This window comes from Exiguobacterium sp. s193, from assembly GCF_018618755.1.
GTDB lineage: Bacteria > Bacillota > Bacilli > Exiguobacteriales > Exiguobacteriaceae > Exiguobacterium_A.
Genome location: NZ_JACSMR010000008.1, coordinates 20,114 through 41,789, shown reverse-complemented (window position 1 = coordinate 41,789; position 21,676 = coordinate 20,114). Strand labels below are relative to the sequence as shown.

Below are 21,676 nucleotides of genomic sequence, written 5' to 3'. Positions count from 1 at the left end.
TTTTGAATTGAGTTTTATCTCTGGTTCCGTATCGCTCCATGATTTCTTTCGTTGTTAACTCGCCACTCAGTTTTTCTTTGAGTACTGAAATATTTACTTCACTTGAATATACGTTTTTTATTCATAAAAAAGACCTCCGATGTTAGTACTTTTAAATGAACTGAACCCTGAATGGTGGACACTTGATAAAAGACCCCATTAGGGTTTTTTTGTGTTTAAAGATATCGATATACTGTACCTATTTAATTTAGACGGGAGAACCATTCATGAACAGGTGAACCTTCAATCCAGATCAAATCAGACAACTTGAAGCGAATCTTCACGTAGCCTCTGTATCAAATCGTGCGATTCAATACAAAGGAGAATTTAAGATTCACGCTGTACGTGAGAATTTAGCTAGTAAGCGACCGATACAAATCTTTGAGGAAAGCGGCTTTGACCTGGACATGATTAAGCAAACAACGAACGAAAAAAATAGAAACTACAAAATTGACTCCGATACAATACCATAGTCATATCAGAGCAGCTTAAAATGATAAAGGGGCTTTTATTATACTGTTCAAACTTTAAGGGTCAGTTCACCACAGCTGTAGAAGCTTACGATTCTTTTTCTGCTTACCGTGTGATGCTTAATTTTATTTTGTCGAAGGAGCTATACCTTCATTTGCAGCGACAGGTCACGCGTATAATAGTCATTGAAGTGCCGGAATCATGCTCAGTGTGAAACATAGTTTACCTAACTTTAATAGTTCATAGACCGAATTGATTATCATAAAAAAATTCGTAAAATAATAATGGAATCGGTGTAGAGCCAAGTACGAAAAAAACGGCCGCAATCGACCGTTTTTATAATTTTTTATTAGAATTTCATAAAATCGATAGCATAGCCTGCATGTGCTAATTCTCGTCCGATTTCAGTTTTCCAGGCACCATTTTCATTATGGTTAACATAAACGACTCCTGAGTAATCATTAGGGATTTCAGTACCATCTTTTACTAAAGCAACGACTTTACCTCTTCCGATCTTCCCTATAAAAAAACCATGTTCGAAAACTACATTTTGTCTAGCACGTGGATTGTTTCTTCTTGCGGTAGAAACACGCCCAACGTCACACGGTGTATATAAAACAATTGCGAATCCAACGTCAGATCTTTCTTCTAGTTTTTCGATAATTGTTTTCCCACCACTAGCTTGTTGGTGTAGTATAACTGACTCTAAGCCTTGTCGCTCGACAAATAATGCCACTTCACTTTTCAAGTTTTCATCATGTCCATGTACTATAAAAATTTTTTTGTTTTCTATTGGTTTTTCTTGAGTGAGTTGCGTTTTTGACGCCTCTTTGATGCCAATAGAATGTTCGAATTCGATTGCGTGAATCAATCCAGAAATGAAATCTATAGTAGATTGTTTCCCGTCCATGAATACTTTTGTAAACAGTCGAGTATTATCACCAGTTGAAAATATAGCGGGTCGAAATTTTATTCTAGAGAAATTAGCGATTTTTTCTTTGTGATTTTCGAATACGTAAGGTAACACAGTATGAAGTTCTTGAGTGAAAATTTGGAGATCACTTTGTCTAGTTTCATACTTCATTTTAGATGCTTTTGTCATTAGATCATCTAGTATTTCTTTTTTCTTTTCGTAAGACACAGTGGACAAAAAATCGCCTCTTTCTTTTAAAATTTTTATTCGTGTTTTGATTATACTATTAAATATAAAAACAAGACGGATTATAGATTCTCAAAAAATAAATAAAAAAGAGCATAAAAAGAGCATGAGTGGAAACTGTTGTCATTCAGCGTGCTAGTTTAGGAGTAACTTAGTGTTTCCTTGACATCGTCAAAATCGCGAAAAACTCATACCATATGCCACTAAAAATGGTATTTTAGAACAGAATATTTTAGGTAAAAAACGTCGTTTATTTCTTTGAATAGATGTAATTTTTTTCTTGTAATCATATCTAAAGGACATGAGATAATTATTTTTCACAGTGTAGATTTTAGCGCTGTAGTCAATACATGACTCTTTTTTAAAAGTGAACTCCTAATTGTTTTGATTGATATGTCTAAATCCTGTTAAGTCTTCCATGAAAACAGAATCAAAAACACCAAGTCCTTTACCAGAGAGAATATTATCATCTTGATTGATTGAAATTCTATATTTTGGTTTCTTGCCCCTAAAGAATTTCTTATTTGAAGGATTTTTAGAAGTATAACTTTTCCAACCTACGTATAGATTTTTACTATATTGAATTTTTTTAGAGCATAGACTAATCAACATGCAACTAAAGAATAGGATGGTGCAATGAAATGAAAAATTAGAATTATTCAAAGGGTATTTTTATTTTTTTATCTTGTACATCTTGAATGTATTTGTTGGTAGTTTGTATGGATTCATGACCTGACACTTTCATGACATCATATAACGAGATGCCGTCAGCTAACAATTTAGTTATGAACGAACGTCTGAACCAGTGTGGCGAATTGGCTTTTGTAGTCAGTTGTAATGATGCAGACTGTGTTATTAATCTCAGAGCCTCGTATGAAATGGAGTCATTTCCTGATTGAATATTAAAACAAATATGAGGATTGTTAAAATCTTCGATTTGCATTGACATTTTTAGTCGCTGAATCAAATGAAGTGATTTTTTTGACAAAGGTATACGTCTCCATTTATCACGCTTTCCTTTGATTTCTATATAGTTCATTGAAGGGGTTTCATGAACGTGACTGAATTGAAGTGATAGTAATTCAGAAGCACGCATGCCTGTAGTTAGTAGTAGATAGCCCATCGTCTCGTTCCGCAGCTGCAACAGCTCTCGGTTCTTTTTTTGCTTCACGGTATGGCGGAAGGCGAGGGCGATCGCCTCCATCTCGTCGAAGTCAATCTCGCGACGGAGCGGTTCGGGCTTCATCTGGTCCTTCACCTGGAGCGACAGGTCGCGCGCATGGTAGTCGTTGACATGCAGGAAGCGCAGAAAGCGCCGCAGCATGGCATTACGTCGTTTGACGGTCCGGGGGGCGTATTGGTCGTGGACGTCCTTCAGGTACTCGTGCAGGTTGAGGATCGTCAGCTGCTTGACGCCCTGGGTCTTCGTCACGAAGAAACGCAGAATATAATCAAGATCCTGTTTATAGGCCCGCTTCGTGTGCGGGCTTTTTTGGCTGTAGATTGGGAACAGCTCCGTCGCCCAGAACAGCTCGAAGATTTCGAGGTCGCTAAGGGCCTCCATGTTCAGGTGGTCGTCCTCGAGCACGGCCAACAGCTTCTCCCGGCTGTCGGCGAACGCGAGCGCCGCCGCCTCACTGATTTCGACCTCGTTCTTCACTTCTTCCCCCATGGTCCCATCCTCCTTCGTTTCAACTACTCGACGCTTCCTCTTTTGGCCTCTTATTATTTATATTCATCGCATAATCGATTGTATTTTGTGTATTACATTAAATTATTACTTATATATGTACGTAATTATTGATTATAAATCGAATTAATGATGTATTTCATATAATTTATATATTCATTATAACATACAAGTACTTGTGATAATGTCTAATTATCACAAGTAAATTAGAAGAGGATGTGAAGGTTTACATAACAAGATTATGAGCATTCTGGAGTCCTGGATGGGGTGGGAAGTCTCGCAGTACACACGCGGCACCTCGTGATTGATTGAGTGACGATGAAGCATTTTTTGTCTCATATTAATGAGTGATTTACTTTCATTGAGATACAGTGGATTTTGTGCATGTGCATATCATGAGGGTTGTGAAATGGAAAAAACGAACCGAGGGTCCGTTTTTTTCTGATGTTTATTCGATATGGGAGTTCGAGGGATTATTGTCCGATGAAAGGGGTCTCATTCAACAGGGAGGCGACGATTTTCCCCTTCATCCAGATGTTCTGTCGATAGATTCGGATGCCATTGATTTGAACGCTCTTGTTCGATGCGTCACTGCTAGTGCCTCTCAGGAAGAACGTGTATTCCTTCGACTTGGGAAGGTTCGTCGCCTCCATAGGTATTTTTGTCTTAGGGGTCAATCTCTGTGTGCCGTCCTTGTTGAGGACCGGTACGGTTGCCAAGCGGTTCTCGGACATGATGGAACGGATTTCCGTCCAAGTGTTCTGGGCATCCTCCTCGATTAACTCTTCCGGTATGACGAAATGTTTGAAGCCTTGGAAAACATCGTCAAGACGATTCTGGCCTTTCACCGTTTTGAACATCATGAAGAGAAGTTGCGTATCTCGGAGCTCGTAATAGATCAGTGATTCTTCATACGCGGCCTCATCCAGCGTCTCTGTAAGGTCTAACGGGAAGAGTTTCGTATCCTCTACGTTTAACCCCTCCTCCGTCAGACGTATCGACTTCATTAACAGATTGAGCTTCGACAAGAAATCGACGTTACTCGCCTTTCCCTTCGCCCCCAACATCCTGACGATGATCGACTCCGCCATGGACTTCGGTGCCTTCTTGCCATGCTTGATATTGAACGTTTCGCAAAGCTCGCGAGCGGTCCGGCCAACATGTTCCTTCGATAACCTCTTGAGCTCAACCTCCAGCTCCTCCATCGTCGAGATGTCCTCTGGCATCGATGCGTACGTCTTTCCTACTGACTTATTGTACATGTTCGAGACGAACGCCCTTTTGATTCGGAATCGTGGGTTTTTCGGCCACTTCGGTGATGTGCCGAGGAAGGTGAGCTGCTTTCGCAACGCGGAAGAGAGGGTGGAGTAGTCCGGAGCTCCTCCGCTTTGTTCTTGTCGTAATTTCTTTATGTAGTCGCGAATCAATTCCCAGTCATGCTGGAGTGTTGAGCGTTCCTCTTTCGAGAAGGTATGAAAATGATACCCGACCAAAGGGAAGTCACGATATTTCGATGCGATCACGGTCTTAGGAGAAGCATACTCGTAATAGACGAGCAATAAATTCTGGGCTTTCTTCCAGAAATGCGAATCATGGAACAATTCATCTTCGATTTCTTTCTCCCTCACCGCGGTTATCGTAAGAGGCTCCTTTGCCTCCAACTTCGCTGTCGAGGACTTCTTTCGGGGCTTTCGTAAGCCGGTGGTCTTGACCTCGAAATCGATGCCGTCGACGATGATGTCGGGCTCGGGATTTGAATTCGCCTTGTATCCTAGTAGCGATTGTTCGATCACGGAGCCTGCTATTCCTGTCACTTTCGTAGAGGTCTCGGTCATCTTGAACACGTTTTTCACGTCCACTTCGCCGAGTGTACGTCCTTTCGCATCTTCTAATAGATTGACGAGCTGAGTCTTTGTGAATTCTGGTCGTTGCATTACGTCACATCCTTTTTGTATTTGTACCCATTTCTAGATGAATGAACATCGGTTGACATCGGCTGGCCAAAAAGGCGAGCATCAATCAGACGTTACGTGGACCTTACAGAGCTCCTCCGAGAACCTCTTCATGGACATGATGAACTCTTCTAGTTCGCTCTTGAGCGTCCCCTTCGTCGCGTCATCCTCATGACCATGTGCCAGTCCGCCCTTGATGAGTATCGTCTGAAGGTTCGCGTGCATCCTCCTATGCGCATTCTCTTGGACATGTGAGAGATAGAGGGAGCGCTGGATTTGGTTGATTAGGTAGTTGACGGTCTTCGTCCGCTTTTGGGTCGATTCTAATATCTGATTTACCTTCTCTATCTCTTGTTTCGTCATCGAGAACATATGGAAAGGATTGACGACTTGCTTCAGTATGGATTCCATGGAGATGACGTTTTTAAAATCTGGCGTGTTCGGGAGTTCAGGTCTTAGGAGTAAGTCCATGTTCCTCCTACCGATTACGGAGCTGGCAGCATCCCAGAACTGCTTCAGTGATTGGGCGTAAGTGGCTTCTGATTCGAACGATATGGCAGGAGCTTTGCTACGATAGTCACTGGTCGAGATGATTCTTGCTAAGGCATCCCGTTCGTACATCATGAGGTAGCTTCTGATGAAGTCCGTAGGTGGTTCGAGGTCTACCGCTTTAGCTATTACGTCAGCCAAGTCACAGCCTTGCCGAAGCTCATTTTTGAAAGACTCTCTTTGTCTATGGAGTACCATGGTCAGACGACAGAGGTTCTCAGAGGAGTCCTCCAGTTCTGTATAGGACTCATAGATCGATTCAGAGAATTTACTCATGTGATATCACCCTTCATTAGCATGTCTTATATCGAAGGCCGTAAGTGGATTCGTTCAATCAATGAAACTGGTCCTCTTTGTCTTCATCACCCATAATTATATAACACCAGGAATAATTGTTCAGGAAAATTGTCCATGATGAAAAAATATACGTATCCATACATAATTTATTATAATTATTAGAGGTTACATTCAAGAGTAGAAAGAAAAAGCAGTGCACTTCGACCTAAGAAAAAAGTGGACTTATAACAAAGAGGGAGTGTTTTCTCAATGATAGTAGTACAGAATGGACCGACGTGTGGAATATACGCATGGCTGAATGGTCTCAAGGCGCTGTTTGGACTGGAGAAACTGACCTCTGGGGAAATGGAGAGTCTTGTACTCAAGCTTTTAATAAGAAATGAAAGAACATTCAAAAATAAAGAGGAAAAGGGTAAAACCTTCGTCGGTGAATTTTTTACTTTAGAAGATTATATAGTATTTCTAAAGGACAACAGTGCCTTTGTAATAAAAGAAATTTATGAAATTACTGGAGAAAAAATAAACTTCAACATTACTACGATGCCAATCAATGAATCGGAGAAATGCTTGGAGAAGGAGGAGAATCAGAAAACCATGTTCATCTGCTCGATTCTACCTAGAAATCCACTCTTTCCATTGAGGAAAGCTGATAAGAATAAGACGATCCTACACTGGATAAGTTTTTTATCAAAAAGTAATGGCCATAAGTATAGAGTCATGGATAGTAGATATAGACGTAGACTTAGAATGTCATGGAAAAAAATAAATTCACAGCATAAGAGATTAAAGGGGGAAAAATATTATTGGGATAAGTTCGGCAGAAAGTCGAAAAAGGAAGATGATATTAACATATATTTAAAGTTTAAAACAGAACAGATGAAGTGTTTCGTTTCGAATGGAATCTTAAAGAAGGTTATCTATCAGACCGGGAGGATTGTATGTCTACGGGAGATTCCGGAATGTTTTGATGAGTGTTCGGATAGAGAGGAATCCTCTGAAGTGAGAACGTAAAGAAATCTACGACATCTTCATGAAGTCCTCATATCGAGTACTCCACGAGGATGTCATGAGCTCTGTTCAAAAGCGTTCCTCGGCCACAAAAACATATATCTTCTGCTACGTCCACTTTAGATTGATTTTGATTAAATCATCCGGCAACAATTAGATGCTTAAATCCGACGAAAACATCTTCGATTTGGTTACTGCCCTCCTGCGTCTCGAAAATGTTGAGCAGGAGGCATATCTCGCTCTTGTCATAGAGGATTCCTTGAGGTTCGCGCTTTCTGCCGTGGAAAGGGTCGACTTCGCGACGAGGCTGAGCTTCGAGAACTTGTCTACGTGTTGCCCTTCGCTCCGAAAATGCGGACGACAATCGACTCTAACTTCAATCTCCTGATATCCTCCTGTTCGAAAACGGTCATCGCCTTGCGCGTAATGATTCTCCCTCTGTAAACCTGCATAAGGCGTTTGGTTTTTTCGTCGAATCCGGCTATGGGCGTGACGCGTCTTGCAATTTAATCTTACTGTCATCTCATCGATTTGCTGACGATTTTCGTGAGCGCCGCGCGCCTGAGTCGAAAGCGAGGATGAGTGATTTATTTAATATTAATCTGATAGCTTCACGTATAAAACTCTACTTCTTCTTGGAAAAGAAAGACGATGTGTCAACTACACCTTATGGTGATGAGCCAATTTTATGGATAAGCGTGAAGTTAATCTTTTTGCAATTTTCCCCAAAAGATACTTTACAGTTTGAATACACAATCACTTTATATCGTTAAACTAAATCCATGAAGGCATTGCTATAGCCTGTATCGTCAAAATTCGACAAACGTAACCTTTTTGAAATATCAAATTAACGATTGAATCGACAGAATAATCTGCTATATTCAAATCATCACCAGGAAGACATTGTCATACATTGGTCCTCAAAGGAAAGGAGCATGATTATGTACCGATTCGGAGAGTGGTTACGACGTGAACGTCTAGAGCATGGGTGGAGTCAGGTCGAGTTGTCGGAAAAGACATGCGGAGAAGTCTCACAGGCAGCAATCAGTGCCTACGAGCGGAATCGTTCGCTTCCTTCTATCTCTGATGTCCAAATCCTCGCGACGGCCTGTGAGCAGACGCTAGGATCCATCCCCTGGGATGAATTCGACTTAAGGGTGGAGAAAAAACGGAACTGGTCGAACCTGAAACAAGAACGCTTCGATTTGGCAGAACTACCGCTAGCAGATTCCGTTCGCACGTTCGACGGCAAGACATACCAGCTACATGGTCGTATTGCAATCGAACAAGATAGCCAGGAGACGCAAGAGATTTCGCAAATCTATTACCGGATTCGGACCGTCGTCGGGGAGAACCAGGTCATCGCAAAACGGAAGCATCCGAATGATGAACTGATCCACGTCTCACGTCGCAGACTTGTTCATCATTAATAAACAATCTATGAATATTTATCTACTTATTGAAAAATTTTAATCAAGGATAAGAGGAAATGATGACCGTAGCAGCATATCGCTAAGGACAGTCCCTCCAATCACATATTGGCGTGTCCCTCATCTGTGACCGGATGAGTGGGATATACGCAGAAATGGTTCGGCGAGAGTCGCCTAAAACTCGCCCACAGGTCACGTATTCGTTGAGGGTCATCGAAAAACCCTAAACAAACGTCCGATATCGGATGTCAGAGTTCGTGGGGGAACCTGCTCCAAACCCACCGCCTTGTTTGACTCCGACTGTCCTTAAGGATGTGCTGCTGCGCATCAACCTCAAGGAAGGAGTGTACGCTATGCCGACACGTGAACAGAAGCAGAACAAGACTTTTGCCGAAAAGTTACTCCGGATTCAGGGGAAAGATTATGAGGAGTGGCTCGATGCCCAGCATCAGCTCGTCATCCAGGAGAACCAGGAACTGATCTTAGAAGCGCTCGACTCGAAACTGAACTTCACATCGTCCGTTACCGCTTCACGGGATTGAGAGGAGGAAATCAGATGGGCTTGAATGAGACAGGACTCAGCTTACTCCAGTTCTTTCAGGGGCTGGCTGTCATCGCTGCAGCGATCGCCTTCGCGGTCGGTGGCTTCTACTTCATATTCGGCGGCGACCGGGGACGTTCGAAGGCAGTCGGTTGGCTCGTCGGTGGTGCCGTCGGTCTGATCATCGTCATGGGTGCCTTCACGCTCGCAGAGATGGTCAACGACAACATCAAATTCTAGTCTAACAAGCGATCAAACAGACCGTCATTCCAAACTGGATGGCTTTTTTTATTGTCTTCATTAAGATGTCTCGCTTCAAAGGAGGAGAATGTATGCTCTTTGTCCGCTTCACCGACGTACCGAAAGAAGCCTTACCGAACTATGAACGTCTCCCGTATGAGGAGGCGCTTTTACTATCGACGCAAGTGCATCAAGAGGCACAGCAAGTGAACGAACGGTTCGCAAGCGAGTTTCGGATTTTCGATGATGCCGATCAGCTCGTCTATAAAGGCACTTTCCAGTTTGGTGACACGATCTATCCGAACCTTTATCAACAGCTGAAGGAAAGGATCCCACGCATCCGAATCCGGAAGGAGGATGCGACGAAGAAGATCCTGTTGCTCGAAAACTTAGAACGTTTGACACCGGAATCCTATAAGACGATGACGACTGTAGCGACTCACCAACATCCGGATACGACACACGTCTCTCGCTTACGTCGCGGACAGCGTCGTCTCGTCTATGGCGTCAGTGGTGTGAGTCTTTTACTACTCGGTGCGCTATCAATCGTTCAACTGACACAGCCCGACTCACCAAGCAATGTCCGTGCAGCATCGTCAGGGGATTGGCAACCACTTTATGAAGAAGCGTTAAATGGCAAGATTGATCCACTCATGCAGCGTCTGGAAAAACAAAAGTCATTGAGTAACGAACAACAACAGTTCCTGATTACCCAGTACGTCGAAAGACAAGACTACGATCAGGCGGTTGCTGTGACGAACGATCCGATCGACGTCGAGACGATCATCATGCAGTCGAAGCAATTTGCTACAGACCGTCAAGAGACATTGCAAGCCTTCCAAGCGTTCCATCCAACGGATGAAGGTGCCTTCGATCTCGCCATCCTAGAGAAAGACTATAAACGTGCGGTCTCCATCCCGAACGTCGAGATGACGACCGCGCGCAAGGAGGCGAAGACACGTGCCTACATCGCGTTGAAAGATGTGACGAAGGCACAAGAAAGCGTCAAGATGATCCAAGACGAACAACTGAAACAGCAAGTGGTAACACTTGTCCAACTGGATGAAGAGATTCAAGCACTCGAAGATCAAAAACGACAGTTATCTGAGAAGACGGACAAAAAAGAACTCGAGAAGCTCAATGAGTCGCTCGAAGCGAAGCAAAGACAAGCTTCTTCTCTTTTGTAATGAAAGTGTGGTGACTGAAATAATGACAAACTTCTCGCTTCGTTCCCTCGCTACCTTCGCTTGGCTGTGGCGATGCCTTGCCTTTTTGATCGCTTTACCAATTGTATTGTTCTTAGTACTCAATGTTGCGTTTCAGTTCCTGCAGCAGACAATCCAAAATCTCTTCCAAGACGGGAAGTTAACGACCGGTTCCCCGCTTCAATACGAATCGAGTTGGTGGACGACGCTTGCCTGGTCGACCTCCCTCGCTTTCGCTTTGTTCGGTGTCTGCTTCCTCCTGGGAGGGTTTCTCTTATTGAAGTATTGGCTCAACTTCCGCGATCTTAAGGCAGCCCAGAAAGGAAGTGCCCGCTTTACGACGTTCCAAGAGCTGAAACAGCAGTATCGGGACGTTCCAGACCGCAAAGAGACGTACACCGGATCTGGTGGCGTCCCGGTCGGCCGTTATCGCGATCGCCTCTACATCGATGACAGTGCCGTCAACAATCTCGTCATCGGGACAACCCGGTCCGGGAAAGGCGAGACGTTCGTCTTCTCGACGATTGATCTCTACAGTCGTGCCGAACGTCAAGCGAGTCTAATCATCAATGATCCGAAAGGAGAGCTATTCGCCGCCTCCAAAGAAACGCTTGAGGCACGCGGATATCAGGTCGAGGTCCTGAATCTGATGAACCCGTCCCAATCGATGTCCTATAACCTGTTGCAGCTGACGATCGACGCTTATCTGGACGAGAACTACTCCCTCGCCCAACAGTATGCCCGTTCGGTCGCCTACATGCTCTACCATGATCCGAAAGCAAAGGATCCATTCTGGAGCAACTCCTCAACGGACCTCTGTACCGCCTTGATTCTTGGACTTTGTGAACAAGCGAAACACGAACCGGAGAAAATCACGATGTATAACGTCGCCCTGATGCTGTCCGATCTCGGATCTCGGATAGTCACGGATGACATGGGACAGGAACAATCGGCACTTGACGCCTTCTTCGCGGTGTTCCCAGAGAATCATCCGGCACGCATGCAGTATGCGACGCTTCATTTCTCCGGCGGCCAGACCCGCGCCAGTATCCTGGCGAACACGAATGCCAAGCTCGGTATCTTCACGCTCGATGCGACGGCACGACTAACGGCACAAAACTCACTCGACATGAAACTGATTGGCTTCAACCGTTGGATCCGCGGACGTGCGCTTCCCTTGTCACGACTGACCTTCTGCTTTCCGAGCGGAAAACAGCTCGCCTTGACGACGGACGACGATGGGAGTTTCGTGCTGCATCACGAAGAAACACTCGATGTCGAATCTACCATCACAGTGGAAAGTGAAGGACAAAAGTACACCGTGACGCTCTCGGGTTGGAAGGACGAGGCGGATGGGATCTTCGACTGGACGACCGATGCTCCGATCGACATCCGTGAGATCCGCCAACATCCGAGTCCGGTTGCTGTTTTCCTGATCGTCCCAGACTATGATCCGACGTTGAACGTCATCGCCTCGCTGTACGTCAAACAAGTCTATACCTCACTGGCTCGCGTCGCTTCACAAGCGACGAGTGGACGGTGTGAACGCCAAGTCATCTTTCTCCTCGACGAATTCGGGAACATGCCGGCGATCGAAGGAATGGCGAACATCATCACCGTCTGTCTCGGTCGGAACATCCGCTTCAACCTCATCATCCAGTCCTACGCCCAACTCGAGAATCTGTACGGGGAGGATTGGAAGACAATCGATGGGAACTGTGGGAATACGCACTACTTGTTGACGGCAGACGAATCGACGGCGGAATTGATTTCGAAGAAGCTCGGCGAACAGACGATTGTCACGAAGTCGCGTTCCGGACAGACCTTCTCACTCTCGAAATCGAAGACGGAAAGCGTGGATGGCCGGCGCTTGCTGACGGCAACAGAAGTGATGGGGCTGAAGGAAGGCGAGATGCTGATCATCCGTGTCATCAAACGACAAGATAAACAACAGAAACGGATCCAGTCCTATCCCCTCTTCCTGACTGGACGGACGGCGATGAAATACCGCTATGAATACTTAGCGGATGACTTTAATACAGAACGTTCCATCAACGATCTCGTGATTCCATGCGCGCATGCCCATCTCGACCTGAATACGCTCCGAATCCCGTTCCAACTCGGTCCCTCAGTGGCATCGAAGAGCATTGAGACGGATGAGGAGACATCTGATGCAACAGAATGGCGTGTCTGTGAGGTCCTGCAACCGAAAATCCTCCGCTCCATCTTCGAGACAACAGAATACGACACGCTACCTATCACAGCGTTCGAGCAAGGCATCACCGATAAAACGATTCCTGTGACGGACAACCAGCGCCACTTTTTGAAGACGATCATCAGTAAACGACTCGAGAAACTTCGTCATGGCGTCTAAGGAGGGCATCATATGACAGAACTGACACGCACCGAACGCGTCCAGCGCGAACTCCGGGTCATCGCGACCATCATCAAGGAGAACAAGAAGCGCCTCCGTCGTGGTGAAGTATTAAACATCCAAACCCAAGATGGCTTTTTAGTCGTATTTGAGGAAGAAGACCCAGACTCAGGCGACCGAAAAACTGTTACGCTTATAGACACATTCGATTTCCGGGTCCACGTCAGCAATGATGACCTGACAGGTCCGGAACAAGTGTCATCATAGGAAAAGGGGTGGAGGCATGCAAGCGAAACGAGTACTCTCCGGACTATTGATTTCCTCTGCGTTACTTTTAGTCGGTTGTAGTGAAACTGAAGACTCTAGTCATGCGAATCAAGTAAAGTTATCCAAGGTAGAAAATCTAATGGATGGAAAACAGGAAGGATTCCTACTGATTTTAAAAGAGGAAGACGGAGATATTGGCTCATATCAAAACAAACTCGATTCCATAGCAAAAAAAAATGAAGTACCTATTCACATCTATAATACTTTTCAGCCTGATGCTAAAAAAATAGTGAATCGGGCGAACTTTGAGTATACCTCGACTCTAAAGGGCGAGAGTTTGTACTATATGTCTAAAGGTAAGATTAAAGATACGCTAAACGTCAATCGCCTGACCGATGAAACCTTTACTGATACAGTTAATGAGTTTGTAGCTAATAATAAATAGGATGAAACGGAGGTCTGGATAGATATGTCTGATGCTCAGGTTATCCAGAAACTTACCGAATTCGAACGACTTTTTAACTTAAGTAATTTAGTCAACGATGCTTTGCGAACTGTGGGATGGATTTTTGTCAGAGGGCTTTCTTTGTTGATCGATTCACTCGAAAGTCTTACAGATGATATTTTGATGATCAAAACATTCTTTAATAATCCTCAAGTGGTTGAATTCGTTCAGACGATTCAACCTTTTTTGTATGTACTATTAGCCGCTAGCTTTGTTTTTACAGGCTATCTTATCATTTTTCAAAAGAAATTCGATCGAGAAGGGCTTCTTATCAATATTTTCATTTCACTGATGATTTTAGGACTACTCTCACCTACGATGAAACAACTAAATGACTTCACCGATCAAGCAGTCAATCAAGTCAAGAGTGGTAGTATATATGGCTCTGAAAAGGAAACTATATCTGAAACAATACTCAAAGAAAATTTAAACGATTTAGTAGCATACGATAAAAATGACTTTGACAACTATACAGAAAATGACGTAAAAAATAATGTTCCGACCAAATTGATCAAAGGATTACAGATTAATGAGGTGTTCGATAGCAATAAACTAGACGTATCCACTACTGGATCAAAACTTTCAAAATCATTTATCCTTTGGGACGGTAGTGAAGAAGTACTAGGCGAACTCGATCAAAGTGGACTTGATTGGAATAACCAATATTACTACCGGTATCACCCGAACTGGCTGACAATCCTCGTCACGCTCGGGGTGATGGGCTTCACCCTCTTCTCGATTGCCTACAAGCTGGCTCGACTCTCGTTCGAGTTGGCTTTTAATTATGTCTTGGCGATTTTAGTGGCACCCGCTGATCTACACAGCGGACAAAAGACGAAGAAGGTCATTCAAAGCATCTTGAACACCTTTCTCGTCATCATTCTGATCTTCGTCTCCATCAAACTTTATACGATTGGAACGGCATACCTGGCCGATACTCTTGACGGACTCGCCTATTTGATTGCGCTGATCGCCTTCTCCGCAGCTTTGATTGATGGACCAAACATGGTCGAACGTCTCTTCGGGATTGATGCCGGTCTGAAGCGCGGTTGGGGTGTCGCACTCGGTGCGTATGCTGTCGGGAAAGGAACCGCGAAAGTGGGCGCTCGTGTCGCCGGTCAGACGATGAAGATGGCAGCACGCCCTGCCACTCCTTCTGTCTCGGAAGCAGCCAGTACGAAGTTACCACCGAATGGCGGTACACCCGCGAGTCGTCCAGATCGTTCGCCTGAGAGTGTTCCGACTCCATCACAAGCACAAGAACGGACATCTCGCCCAATGAGGCAAGAGAACCAGCAAGTCGAGTCGACTGACACGGCAATGTACGATACGGAGCTTAAGAGCGGGACCGCAGCAGCATCACCAGAATCCGTTCCATATCGTCCAGACTCTGTCGCACAAGCAAAACCTGTGCCATCGATTTCGCAATCGACAAAATCTGGTACGCAACCGAAGATGTCTAATGTGTCGTCGAATGAACAACAGGTTACTTTAACTAATGAGTTCGAAGCGCCTGAAACGCCTACGACATCTCATCAGGTCACACAGTCTAAACAGACTTCCGGAGTAAATCGCTATTCTGTTACATCTCCAGAGGATTCGACACCGTTCGACAAAACGACTACTAGCGCATCTGCTCATTCTGTGGAAACAACAGAGAATGTGTCTCCGAGCGTCACCTTGTCTGGCTCTTCCAGTGGCTCACCATCCATCAGTGAATCGTCGCAGGAGACGCTATCCGGAACGCAGCGTCAGCGAAAGTCGATCTATCAGACACTAGAGACCACAACGCAAAAAGAACTCAAACATGTTGAACAAACCCAGACGCGCGTAACGGAGGAATCATCCCGGATGTACTCGACGGACGTTCCGCGTCTAGACCCGAAAAAGGAGTGAGACCATGCAACAGCGCCAATACCGGATTCCGAACGAAGTCACGACCGAACTCAAGATCAACAAGATGCTCTACCTCTATGATTTACTATTTCTCGTCGCTTTGATCATCGTCCGGTTGATTGCTCTTCCATTTATCCCGGACGTCTTGCATCTACCGTTCACGTGTTTCCTCGTCGGGTTCGGACTTTTCCTTGTCATCCGACCGACGACGAATCCGGAAAAGCGGATGGTCCACGTGCTCTATTACGCACTGATCAAGAAGAAAGACACCTATATCGCGTTGGCCGACCGGAATGAATCTTCGAAAGGAGCGTGATCAGATGAGTTTATCGGAAGATACACGATTGAAAACAAGTCCCATGACCGATATTACCTGGCTCGACGAGGTTGAGTTGACGACACCACCAACACGCAAGGAAAAACGTGTCCGCATCCCGCCGTCAGTCGCCTCCATTTTGCCGATTATCGACTCCACAGCGCTCGATGTGTTCGAGATGCAGGACGGGACGTTTTGCGACATCATTCAACTGACCTCAAAAGATATTTACGGACTATCTGAGACGGAGAAGGACCATGACATCTTCTCCCTCGCCTATCTCTTACAAGCGTATGTCCATCCATTGAAGGTGATTCCGCTCAATACACCGCTTAATCTAGAAAAACAGAAACAACGGATTGAACGACAGATGCGGCAGAATCAGATTGCCGCCTATCGTCCCTTCCTCCAAAAGAAGAAACAAGAACTGATCTACCTCGAGGAGCATCGCACGAATCGCGATTATCTCCTCTTTTTTTATGCTCCGGACGAGGCAATGCTCCGGGAACGGAAGCATCAATTGACGAAACTCCTCCGACGTAGCAACCCGATGGTCGAACTGACGATCGAGCAGAAAATCCATGTATTGTTCCAACTGCACAACCCGAATACGAAACCAACTCAGGACGGAAAGGAGTGATGGCATCATGTGGCGTACGCGTTTTCTACGGAAGCAAGATCCTGAGACAATTAAACAACAGGACGGCTACAATCCGACATTCGTCCAAGCGATCCAACCGCAAGGCGGACTCCGCTTCGAACCGAACTATGTCCGGACCGGTGACGGTTATCTCGCCTGCCTCCATGTCTATAAGTATCAGTCGACCGTCTATAATTTCTGGCTCGAACCAATCCTTAACCTGCCCGGTGTCCTGACGACGCTCGACATCGGGACAGCGGACAAGCGAGAGATGATCCGGACGATCAATAAGTCGATGGCCGAGCAGAATACGCGCTTCGAGAATGCGAAAGATAATGTCGACCGGATTGATGCGCGCGAGACGTATAAGGAACTGAACGAACTCTACGAACAGATCACGCAAGGCGAGACGATGAAGTACTTGCATCTCCGACTCTACGTCAAAGCGAAGACGCTTGAGGCACTTGAACGACAAGTTCAGGACGTGATGGAGGAACTCGAAGCACGGAATTTCCGCGTTGCCGTCTTCCTGAACGAACAGGAATGGGAATGGCAGAGCCTGTTCCTGAGCTACGAGCAACAGCAAAAGCTACCAAACCGGCGTCGCGGCAAAGAGATTCCGTCGCTCTCGATTGCGGGTGGTTATCCGTTCCACTTCACGTCGCTACAGGACCCAACCGGCACTTACTACGGGACGACGGACACCAATGGGAGTGTCATCTTCGATTTGTTCCATAAAGACAAACAACGGAAGTTCTACAACGCGTTGATGATCGGGAAGATGGGCTCCGGGAAGTCAACGCTGCTCAAGAAGACCGTCCTCGACCAAGCGATTAAAGGCAATCACGTCCGCATCTTGGACGTGACCGGTGAGTTCTCCGACCTCGTACGACAACTGGGTGGTAAAGAGATTGCGCTCGACGGTTCCGCCGGACGGATCAATCCGCTCCATGTCTATAAGACGGTCACGCATGCTGACGGATCTGCGGATGAGGCGCTCTCGTTCATGCAACATCTGTCGAAGATTGCTGTCTTCTATCACTACATCAATCCGGCAGCCATGCAAGAAGAAGCGAACGAGTTCGAGATTCTGCTCCGGCAGCTCTATCTTGAGAAGGGACTCTGGAATGAAGACGGTGACGCGCCGATCACGACACATCCAGCGAATGCCTATCCTGTCTTTTCCGACTTCTTAACGCTTGTCCGTTCCGAATTGTATATCGATGCTGCGCGTACGACGATCCGCGAGACCATCAGTATGAACCGTGTCAGACGGCTCGAGAACATCGAACTCGCCATTACGAACCTCGTCCACAACTACGGCAACATCTTTGACGGACACTCTTCAATCGAACGGTTCGATGAGGAAGCGATTGTCTCGTTCCCGCTACGTAACCTAACGAATTTGAAGGACGAGATTTTTCAGGCACAGGTTTTCAACCTGATGAACATGCTGTGGGACGGGATGATCCTCAACGGTGCCGGACAACTCCGCAGCTACAACCAGGGCGAGCTATTAATCGAGGATGCCTTCAAGTATCTGATTGTCATTGATGAGGCACATCACCTGATCAACACACGCGATATCGCCCAACCCGCGATTCTATACCTACAACAGTTCATGCGCGAAGCAAGGAAATATTTCGGCGGCATCTTCTTCGCTTCGCATTTGATTACGGACTTTGTTCCGACCGGTTCGAAGTCGGAGAACGCGGAAAACGTCAAGACCCTGTTCCAGTTGACACAGTATAAGTTCATCGGCGAACAGGATGCCGAGAGCATCCCGACGATCCAGACCGTCTTCGACGGACAGTTGACCGCGAGTGAGACGCGGTTGATTCCATCGCTCGAGACCGGACGCATCGTGCTTAGCATCTCCGGTGTAAAGACGCTGATTTTCGATGTCGATGTCTCACCTGAGGAGCTGACTTTGTTCGGAGGTGGTGCCTGATGTGGAGTACAGTCCGGCAGTCGGCACGTGTCGCCGTCCGGATGAAATGGCGACTCTTGACCTTAAAGTATCGCCTGATCGCCCTTGGTATCGCCCTACTATTATTGCTTCTGATCATCATCGTCGCAGGCATTCTCGATTCGTTGACCGGGCTCGAGAATGAGCAGGCGACGGAGACGTCAATCACTTACTCAGACGCAAGTCTGCAAGTCAGTGATGATGTTCTCCAATACCGGGAAGCAATCGCGCGTGAATTGAAAAAGGAACAACTCGAGGGACAGACGAACGTCGTACTCGCCCTGATGATGCAGGAGAGTGGCGGACGCGGGAATGATCCGATGCAAGCGAGTGAATCGAAGTGCGGACGGATCGGCTGCATCACCTCCCCTGATGAGAGCATTCAGTACGGAGTGAAACACTTCGCGTCGGTCTTCCGGCGAGCGAACGAGGACGTCAAGTTGACGCTCCAGAGTTACAACTTCGGAGGTGGCTTCATCGATTATGTTCAAGAGAACGGCGGACGCTATACGAAACAACTTGCAATCTCCTTTTCACAGATGATGTATCAACGCGTCAAGAAGAGCGGCATCTATCAGTGCCATCGTCCGAGCGCGATCGAGCATCAAGCCTGTTACGGTGACATCGAATATGTCGATGCTGTCCTCCGGTATCTGACACCGACGGTACTAGCAGAAGGTAAGACGGGACCGATCAAAGGTAAACTCCATGCCCCCCTCGACATCCCGCTTCAGATGACGTCGGGGTTCGGATCCCGGATTGTTTTCGGAAAGACGGACGTTCATACGGGCATCGATTTCAGTTGCCACGATACGGATAGCGTCCATGCTGTCCGCTCCGGTACCGTCACCTATAGCGGCTTACGCGGACCATATGGGCAGTTGATTCAGATCAAACAGGGCGACTGGATTACCGCCTACGCGCATCTTTCTGCACGCCAGGTTAAGAAGGGGCAAAAGATCGAAGCTGGACAAGCAATCGGGATGTGTGGGTCGACCGGTCGCTCGACAGGAAATCATCTGCACATCGAATTTAAGACCAGCGACTGGTCCGGACACATCGATCCGGCGCCACTGTTTTCGCTATAAGGAGGAATCTACCATGGCATTGACGAGTCGTCATCTCTTGTGGCTCGTGTTGTTCTGTCTGCTACTTTCAATCAGTGCTAACGTCTACCAATACCGTTCGTCGGCATCAGATGGACTACACATGACTTCAGAAAAACACAGAAAGGATTCGTCACCAGAAATGATTGTACCAGACTCAACTGTCGTCACTGACGCAGAGGAGCCAGAGCAGCAGTCGTTCATTTCTAAGAATGCAGAACGCTTCATCTCGTTTGCATTCACGTGGAAAGACGGGACCTATCCGACGCGTAAGCGACAGGCCAGCCAGTACATGTCGGATTCAATCAAACGGACGTTGTTCGCAAGTAGCGGAAGTGATAGCAAGTTCACTGCCTCAGTCTCGGACATCGAAGTCTTTCCAAACCGTGACAATCCGGAGCATTGCCTTGTCCTCTTCAAACGGACGTTGACGATTGATTCAAACGGCTATGAAGAGACATCCGATGAGCTGGTCGAACTGACGTTTACAAACCAAGACAGTCGTTACATCGTCGACCAAATGAAGAGTCTCAAGTCATCAGGAGGTGTCTAAATGCGAAGAGGAAAACGAAAGACGTTGACCCGTGATTGGTCACGGTTGTATCTCGGAACAGGGCTGTTTTTCTTAATCGGTTTTCTGTTTTTCGGTTTCTCTTCCCTCTTCTTTGATGAGGAACAACCGATCAATGCAACACCAGTCGGTGAAGAAAAACGGTTGACGAATGGACAGACCGTAACGCTTCTCAACTGGTCTCATGATGAAGAGCACAAACAGATGCGTGTCCGCCTCCAGTTCGACCAGCCCCAAGACTACGCGACGAAACTTGTCACGCGCGTCGCCTACAAGGAACGACCAACGGATGAGCAGCGCGTCCGAGTCGTCTATCACCAGAATGAGAACTATGTCTTCGAAATCGAAAATGTACCTCGCGACTTTTATCAGCTAGCCCTCCGCTTGTATGTGATTAAGCCTCAACAGTCACTCGAGAAGCTGAGTGCTACGAAGCGAGAAGAGGCGCTCAGCGAATCACTCTATATGGATCAGCGACTTGTCTTGAAAACATCACTTTCTATTCAACAAGCAGACGACTATGCGCAACTTTTTCTCGCTGACGAGCACGTGCAAAGTCAAAAACGGATCAAGAAAATGAAGCGCGAACAGCTGGCACAAGCTTCTCTCGTCCAGCAAATCGAACAGGATATCGAGACGAAGCAAGCCACCTTACCCGACCTGACACTCGATGAACAAGTCGAACGTGAGGACGAGATCTTCAATCTGAAGCAGGACAAAGAGGACGCACTGTTAAGACAAACGGAATTGAAAAAACAACTCACGCAAGAAGAAAAAAGACAAGATCAGCTACGCATTAAAGCACGTGAACTGAAATGGTAAGGTGGCACATGCCGTGCCAAAATACCGTTTTTAGTGGCACGCGGTGTGACCTTTTGGCGATTTTGATGATATCAGGGAAACACTAGGCTCCGCCTAGGCTAGCACGCTCCGTGATAGCAGTTTCCCCTTATGCTCTTTTTCACGGTTTTAGGTCCACTTCTGTTTCTATGGTCTATAAATTTTTGGTTGGAGACCACTCATTTTTTCTGTTTGATTCAATAAAAAAACGAGCATCGCAGCTCGTTGAATTCGTTCCATGATTATTTTTTAAACGTCTCAAATACTTTAAACATGACATAAAACGAACCGAAGCTACATGCTAATCCGAACAAAGCGAGTGCCCAAACCGTCATCCTCAATTCCCCCTTTCATCCTTATACATGATTTGGGAGAGCGAGGTTTCAACAAATGGAAAATTTTCTTAATTCACTCTCATCTGATCTCTATTCGATTAATGGACGTCACTCATATTTGGTGAATCAGATTCACGTGTGCGCGTTCTCGAATACATGTTTTTCAGAAGTTCGATGATCAATGAGACAATCAAGGCTTCTCCGAATGTGTAACTGTGTTCGATGATTGACTGCATGTAGTTCCCTCCGTTCCTCGTCTGAGTAGTATCACCTTTC

20 protein-coding genes and 1 pseudogene are annotated in these 21,676 nt (G+C 46.2%); 16 read left to right on the top strand and 5 right to left on the bottom strand.

Translation table 11 applies throughout. From position 1 onward, the window contains the following. Positions 1-296: 296 nt before the first annotated feature. Positions 297-452, top strand: a pseudogene (locus tag KNQ04_RS15645) (IS3-like element ISBsp3 family transposase); the annotation flags it as partial. Positions 453-859: 407 nt separating this feature from the next. Here the strand turns inward: KNQ04_RS15645 and KNQ04_RS10730 are convergent. From KNQ04_RS10730 to KNQ04_RS10715, 4 genes are all read right to left on the bottom strand, one after another. Continuing rightward, positions 860-1,651 (bottom strand): TIR domain-containing protein, encoded by a 792-nt coding sequence (locus tag KNQ04_RS10730; protein ID WP_353049724.1) that lies wholly within the window; start codon positions 1,649-1,651, stop codon positions 860-862. A 673-nt stretch (positions 1,652-2,324) separates the two neighbouring features. Further along, positions 2,325-3,341: a tyrosine-type recombinase/integrase gene (locus KNQ04_RS10725; protein WP_214850631.1), complete on the bottom strand. Its 1,017-nt coding sequence runs from the start codon at positions 3,339-3,341 to the stop codon at positions 2,325-2,327. A gap of 491 nt (positions 3,342-3,832) precedes the next feature. Next, a complete protein-coding gene (locus KNQ04_RS10720) occupies positions 3,833-5,293 on the bottom strand; it encodes a MutH/Sau3AI family endonuclease (RefSeq protein WP_214850628.1) in 1,461 nt (486 codons plus the stop codon). Positions 5,294-5,374: 81 nt separating this feature from the next. Next, a complete protein-coding gene (locus tag KNQ04_RS10715; RefSeq protein ID WP_214850625.1) occupies positions 5,375-6,136 on the bottom strand; it encodes a hypothetical protein in 762 nt (253 codons plus the stop codon). Positions 6,137-6,406: 270 nt separating this feature from the next. Between KNQ04_RS10715 and KNQ04_RS10710 the strand changes: the two genes are divergently transcribed. From KNQ04_RS10710 to KNQ04_RS10640, 15 genes are all read left to right on the top strand, one after another. Continuing rightward, a complete protein-coding gene (locus tag KNQ04_RS10710) occupies positions 6,407-7,168 on the top strand; it encodes a hypothetical protein (protein ID WP_214850622.1) in 762 nt (253 codons plus the stop codon). Between the two features lie 938 nt (positions 7,169-8,106). After that, complete coding sequence (locus KNQ04_RS10705; protein ID WP_214850619.1) at positions 8,107-8,595, top strand: helix-turn-helix domain-containing protein; 489 nt, start codon at positions 8,107-8,109, stop codon at positions 8,593-8,595. A 353-nt stretch (positions 8,596-8,948) separates the two neighbouring features. Then, positions 8,949-9,137 carry a hypothetical protein gene (locus KNQ04_RS10700; protein ID WP_119924117.1) on the top strand — a complete coding sequence of 63 codons (189 nt, stop codon included), beginning with the start codon at positions 8,949-8,951 and terminating at the stop codon, positions 9,135-9,137. Positions 9,138-9,151: 14 nt separating this feature from the next. Next, the gene (locus tag KNQ04_RS10695) at positions 9,152-9,376 is read left to right on the top strand and encodes a hypothetical protein (protein ID WP_050678812.1); all 225 of its coding nucleotides are present in this window, start codon (positions 9,152-9,154) and stop codon (positions 9,374-9,376) included. Positions 9,377-9,468: 92 nt separating this feature from the next. Then, the gene (locus KNQ04_RS10690; RefSeq protein ID WP_214850617.1) at positions 9,469-10,563 is read left to right on the top strand and encodes a hypothetical protein; all 1,095 of its coding nucleotides are present in this window, start codon (positions 9,469-9,471) and stop codon (positions 10,561-10,563) included. Positions 10,564-10,585: 22 nt separating this feature from the next. Then, positions 10,586-12,955 (top strand): VirD4-like conjugal transfer protein, CD1115 family, encoded by a 2,370-nt coding sequence (locus KNQ04_RS10685; RefSeq protein ID WP_214850614.1) that lies wholly within the window; start codon positions 10,586-10,588, stop codon positions 12,953-12,955. Between the two features lie 12 nt (positions 12,956-12,967). Beyond that, positions 12,968-13,222, top strand: a complete 255-nt coding sequence (locus KNQ04_RS10680; protein ID WP_088838321.1) for a hypothetical protein — start codon at positions 12,968-12,970, stop codon at positions 13,220-13,222. Positions 13,223-13,238: 16 nt separating this feature from the next. Then, a complete protein-coding gene (locus KNQ04_RS10675; RefSeq protein WP_214850611.1) occupies positions 13,239-13,667 on the top strand; it encodes a hypothetical protein in 429 nt (142 codons plus the stop codon). Positions 13,668-13,691: 24 nt separating this feature from the next. Continuing rightward, a complete protein-coding gene (locus tag KNQ04_RS10670) occupies positions 13,692-15,623 on the top strand; it encodes a pLS20_p028 family conjugation system transmembrane protein (protein WP_353049719.1) in 1,932 nt (643 codons plus the stop codon). Positions 15,624-15,627: 4 nt separating this feature from the next. Continuing rightward, complete coding sequence (locus KNQ04_RS10665) at positions 15,628-15,939, top strand: DUF5592 family protein (RefSeq protein WP_026831506.1); 312 nt, start codon at positions 15,628-15,630, stop codon at positions 15,937-15,939. Positions 15,940-15,943: 4 nt separating this feature from the next. After that, positions 15,944-16,579 (top strand): hypothetical protein, encoded by a 636-nt coding sequence (locus KNQ04_RS10660; RefSeq protein ID WP_214850605.1) that lies wholly within the window; start codon positions 15,944-15,946, stop codon positions 16,577-16,579. A 7-nt stretch (positions 16,580-16,586) separates the two neighbouring features. Next, positions 16,587-18,530, top strand: a complete 1,944-nt coding sequence (locus KNQ04_RS10655; protein WP_214850602.1) for a VirB4 family type IV secretion system protein — start codon at positions 16,587-16,589, stop codon at positions 18,528-18,530. Continuing rightward, positions 18,530-19,636, top strand: a complete 1,107-nt coding sequence (locus KNQ04_RS10650; protein WP_214850599.1) for a lysozyme family protein — start codon at positions 18,530-18,532, stop codon at positions 19,634-19,636. Before KNQ04_RS10655 ends, KNQ04_RS10650 begins: the two co-directional genes overlap by 1 nt. A gap of 13 nt (positions 19,637-19,649) precedes the next feature. Beyond that, on the top strand, positions 19,650-20,207 hold the full coding sequence (locus KNQ04_RS10645; RefSeq protein ID WP_214850596.1) for a hypothetical protein: 558 nt from the start codon (positions 19,650-19,652) through the stop codon (positions 20,205-20,207). Continuing rightward, positions 20,208-21,047, top strand: a complete 840-nt coding sequence (locus KNQ04_RS10640; RefSeq protein WP_214850593.1) for a hypothetical protein — start codon at positions 20,208-20,210, stop codon at positions 21,045-21,047. A 451-nt stretch (positions 21,048-21,498) separates the two neighbouring features. On the opposite strand, the gene KNQ04_RS10635 is transcribed toward KNQ04_RS10640, so the two are convergent. After that, positions 21,499-21,636 (bottom strand): hypothetical protein, encoded by a 138-nt coding sequence (locus tag KNQ04_RS10635; RefSeq protein WP_214850591.1) that lies wholly within the window; start codon positions 21,634-21,636, stop codon positions 21,499-21,501. Between the last annotated feature and the right edge of the window lie 40 nt (positions 21,637-21,676).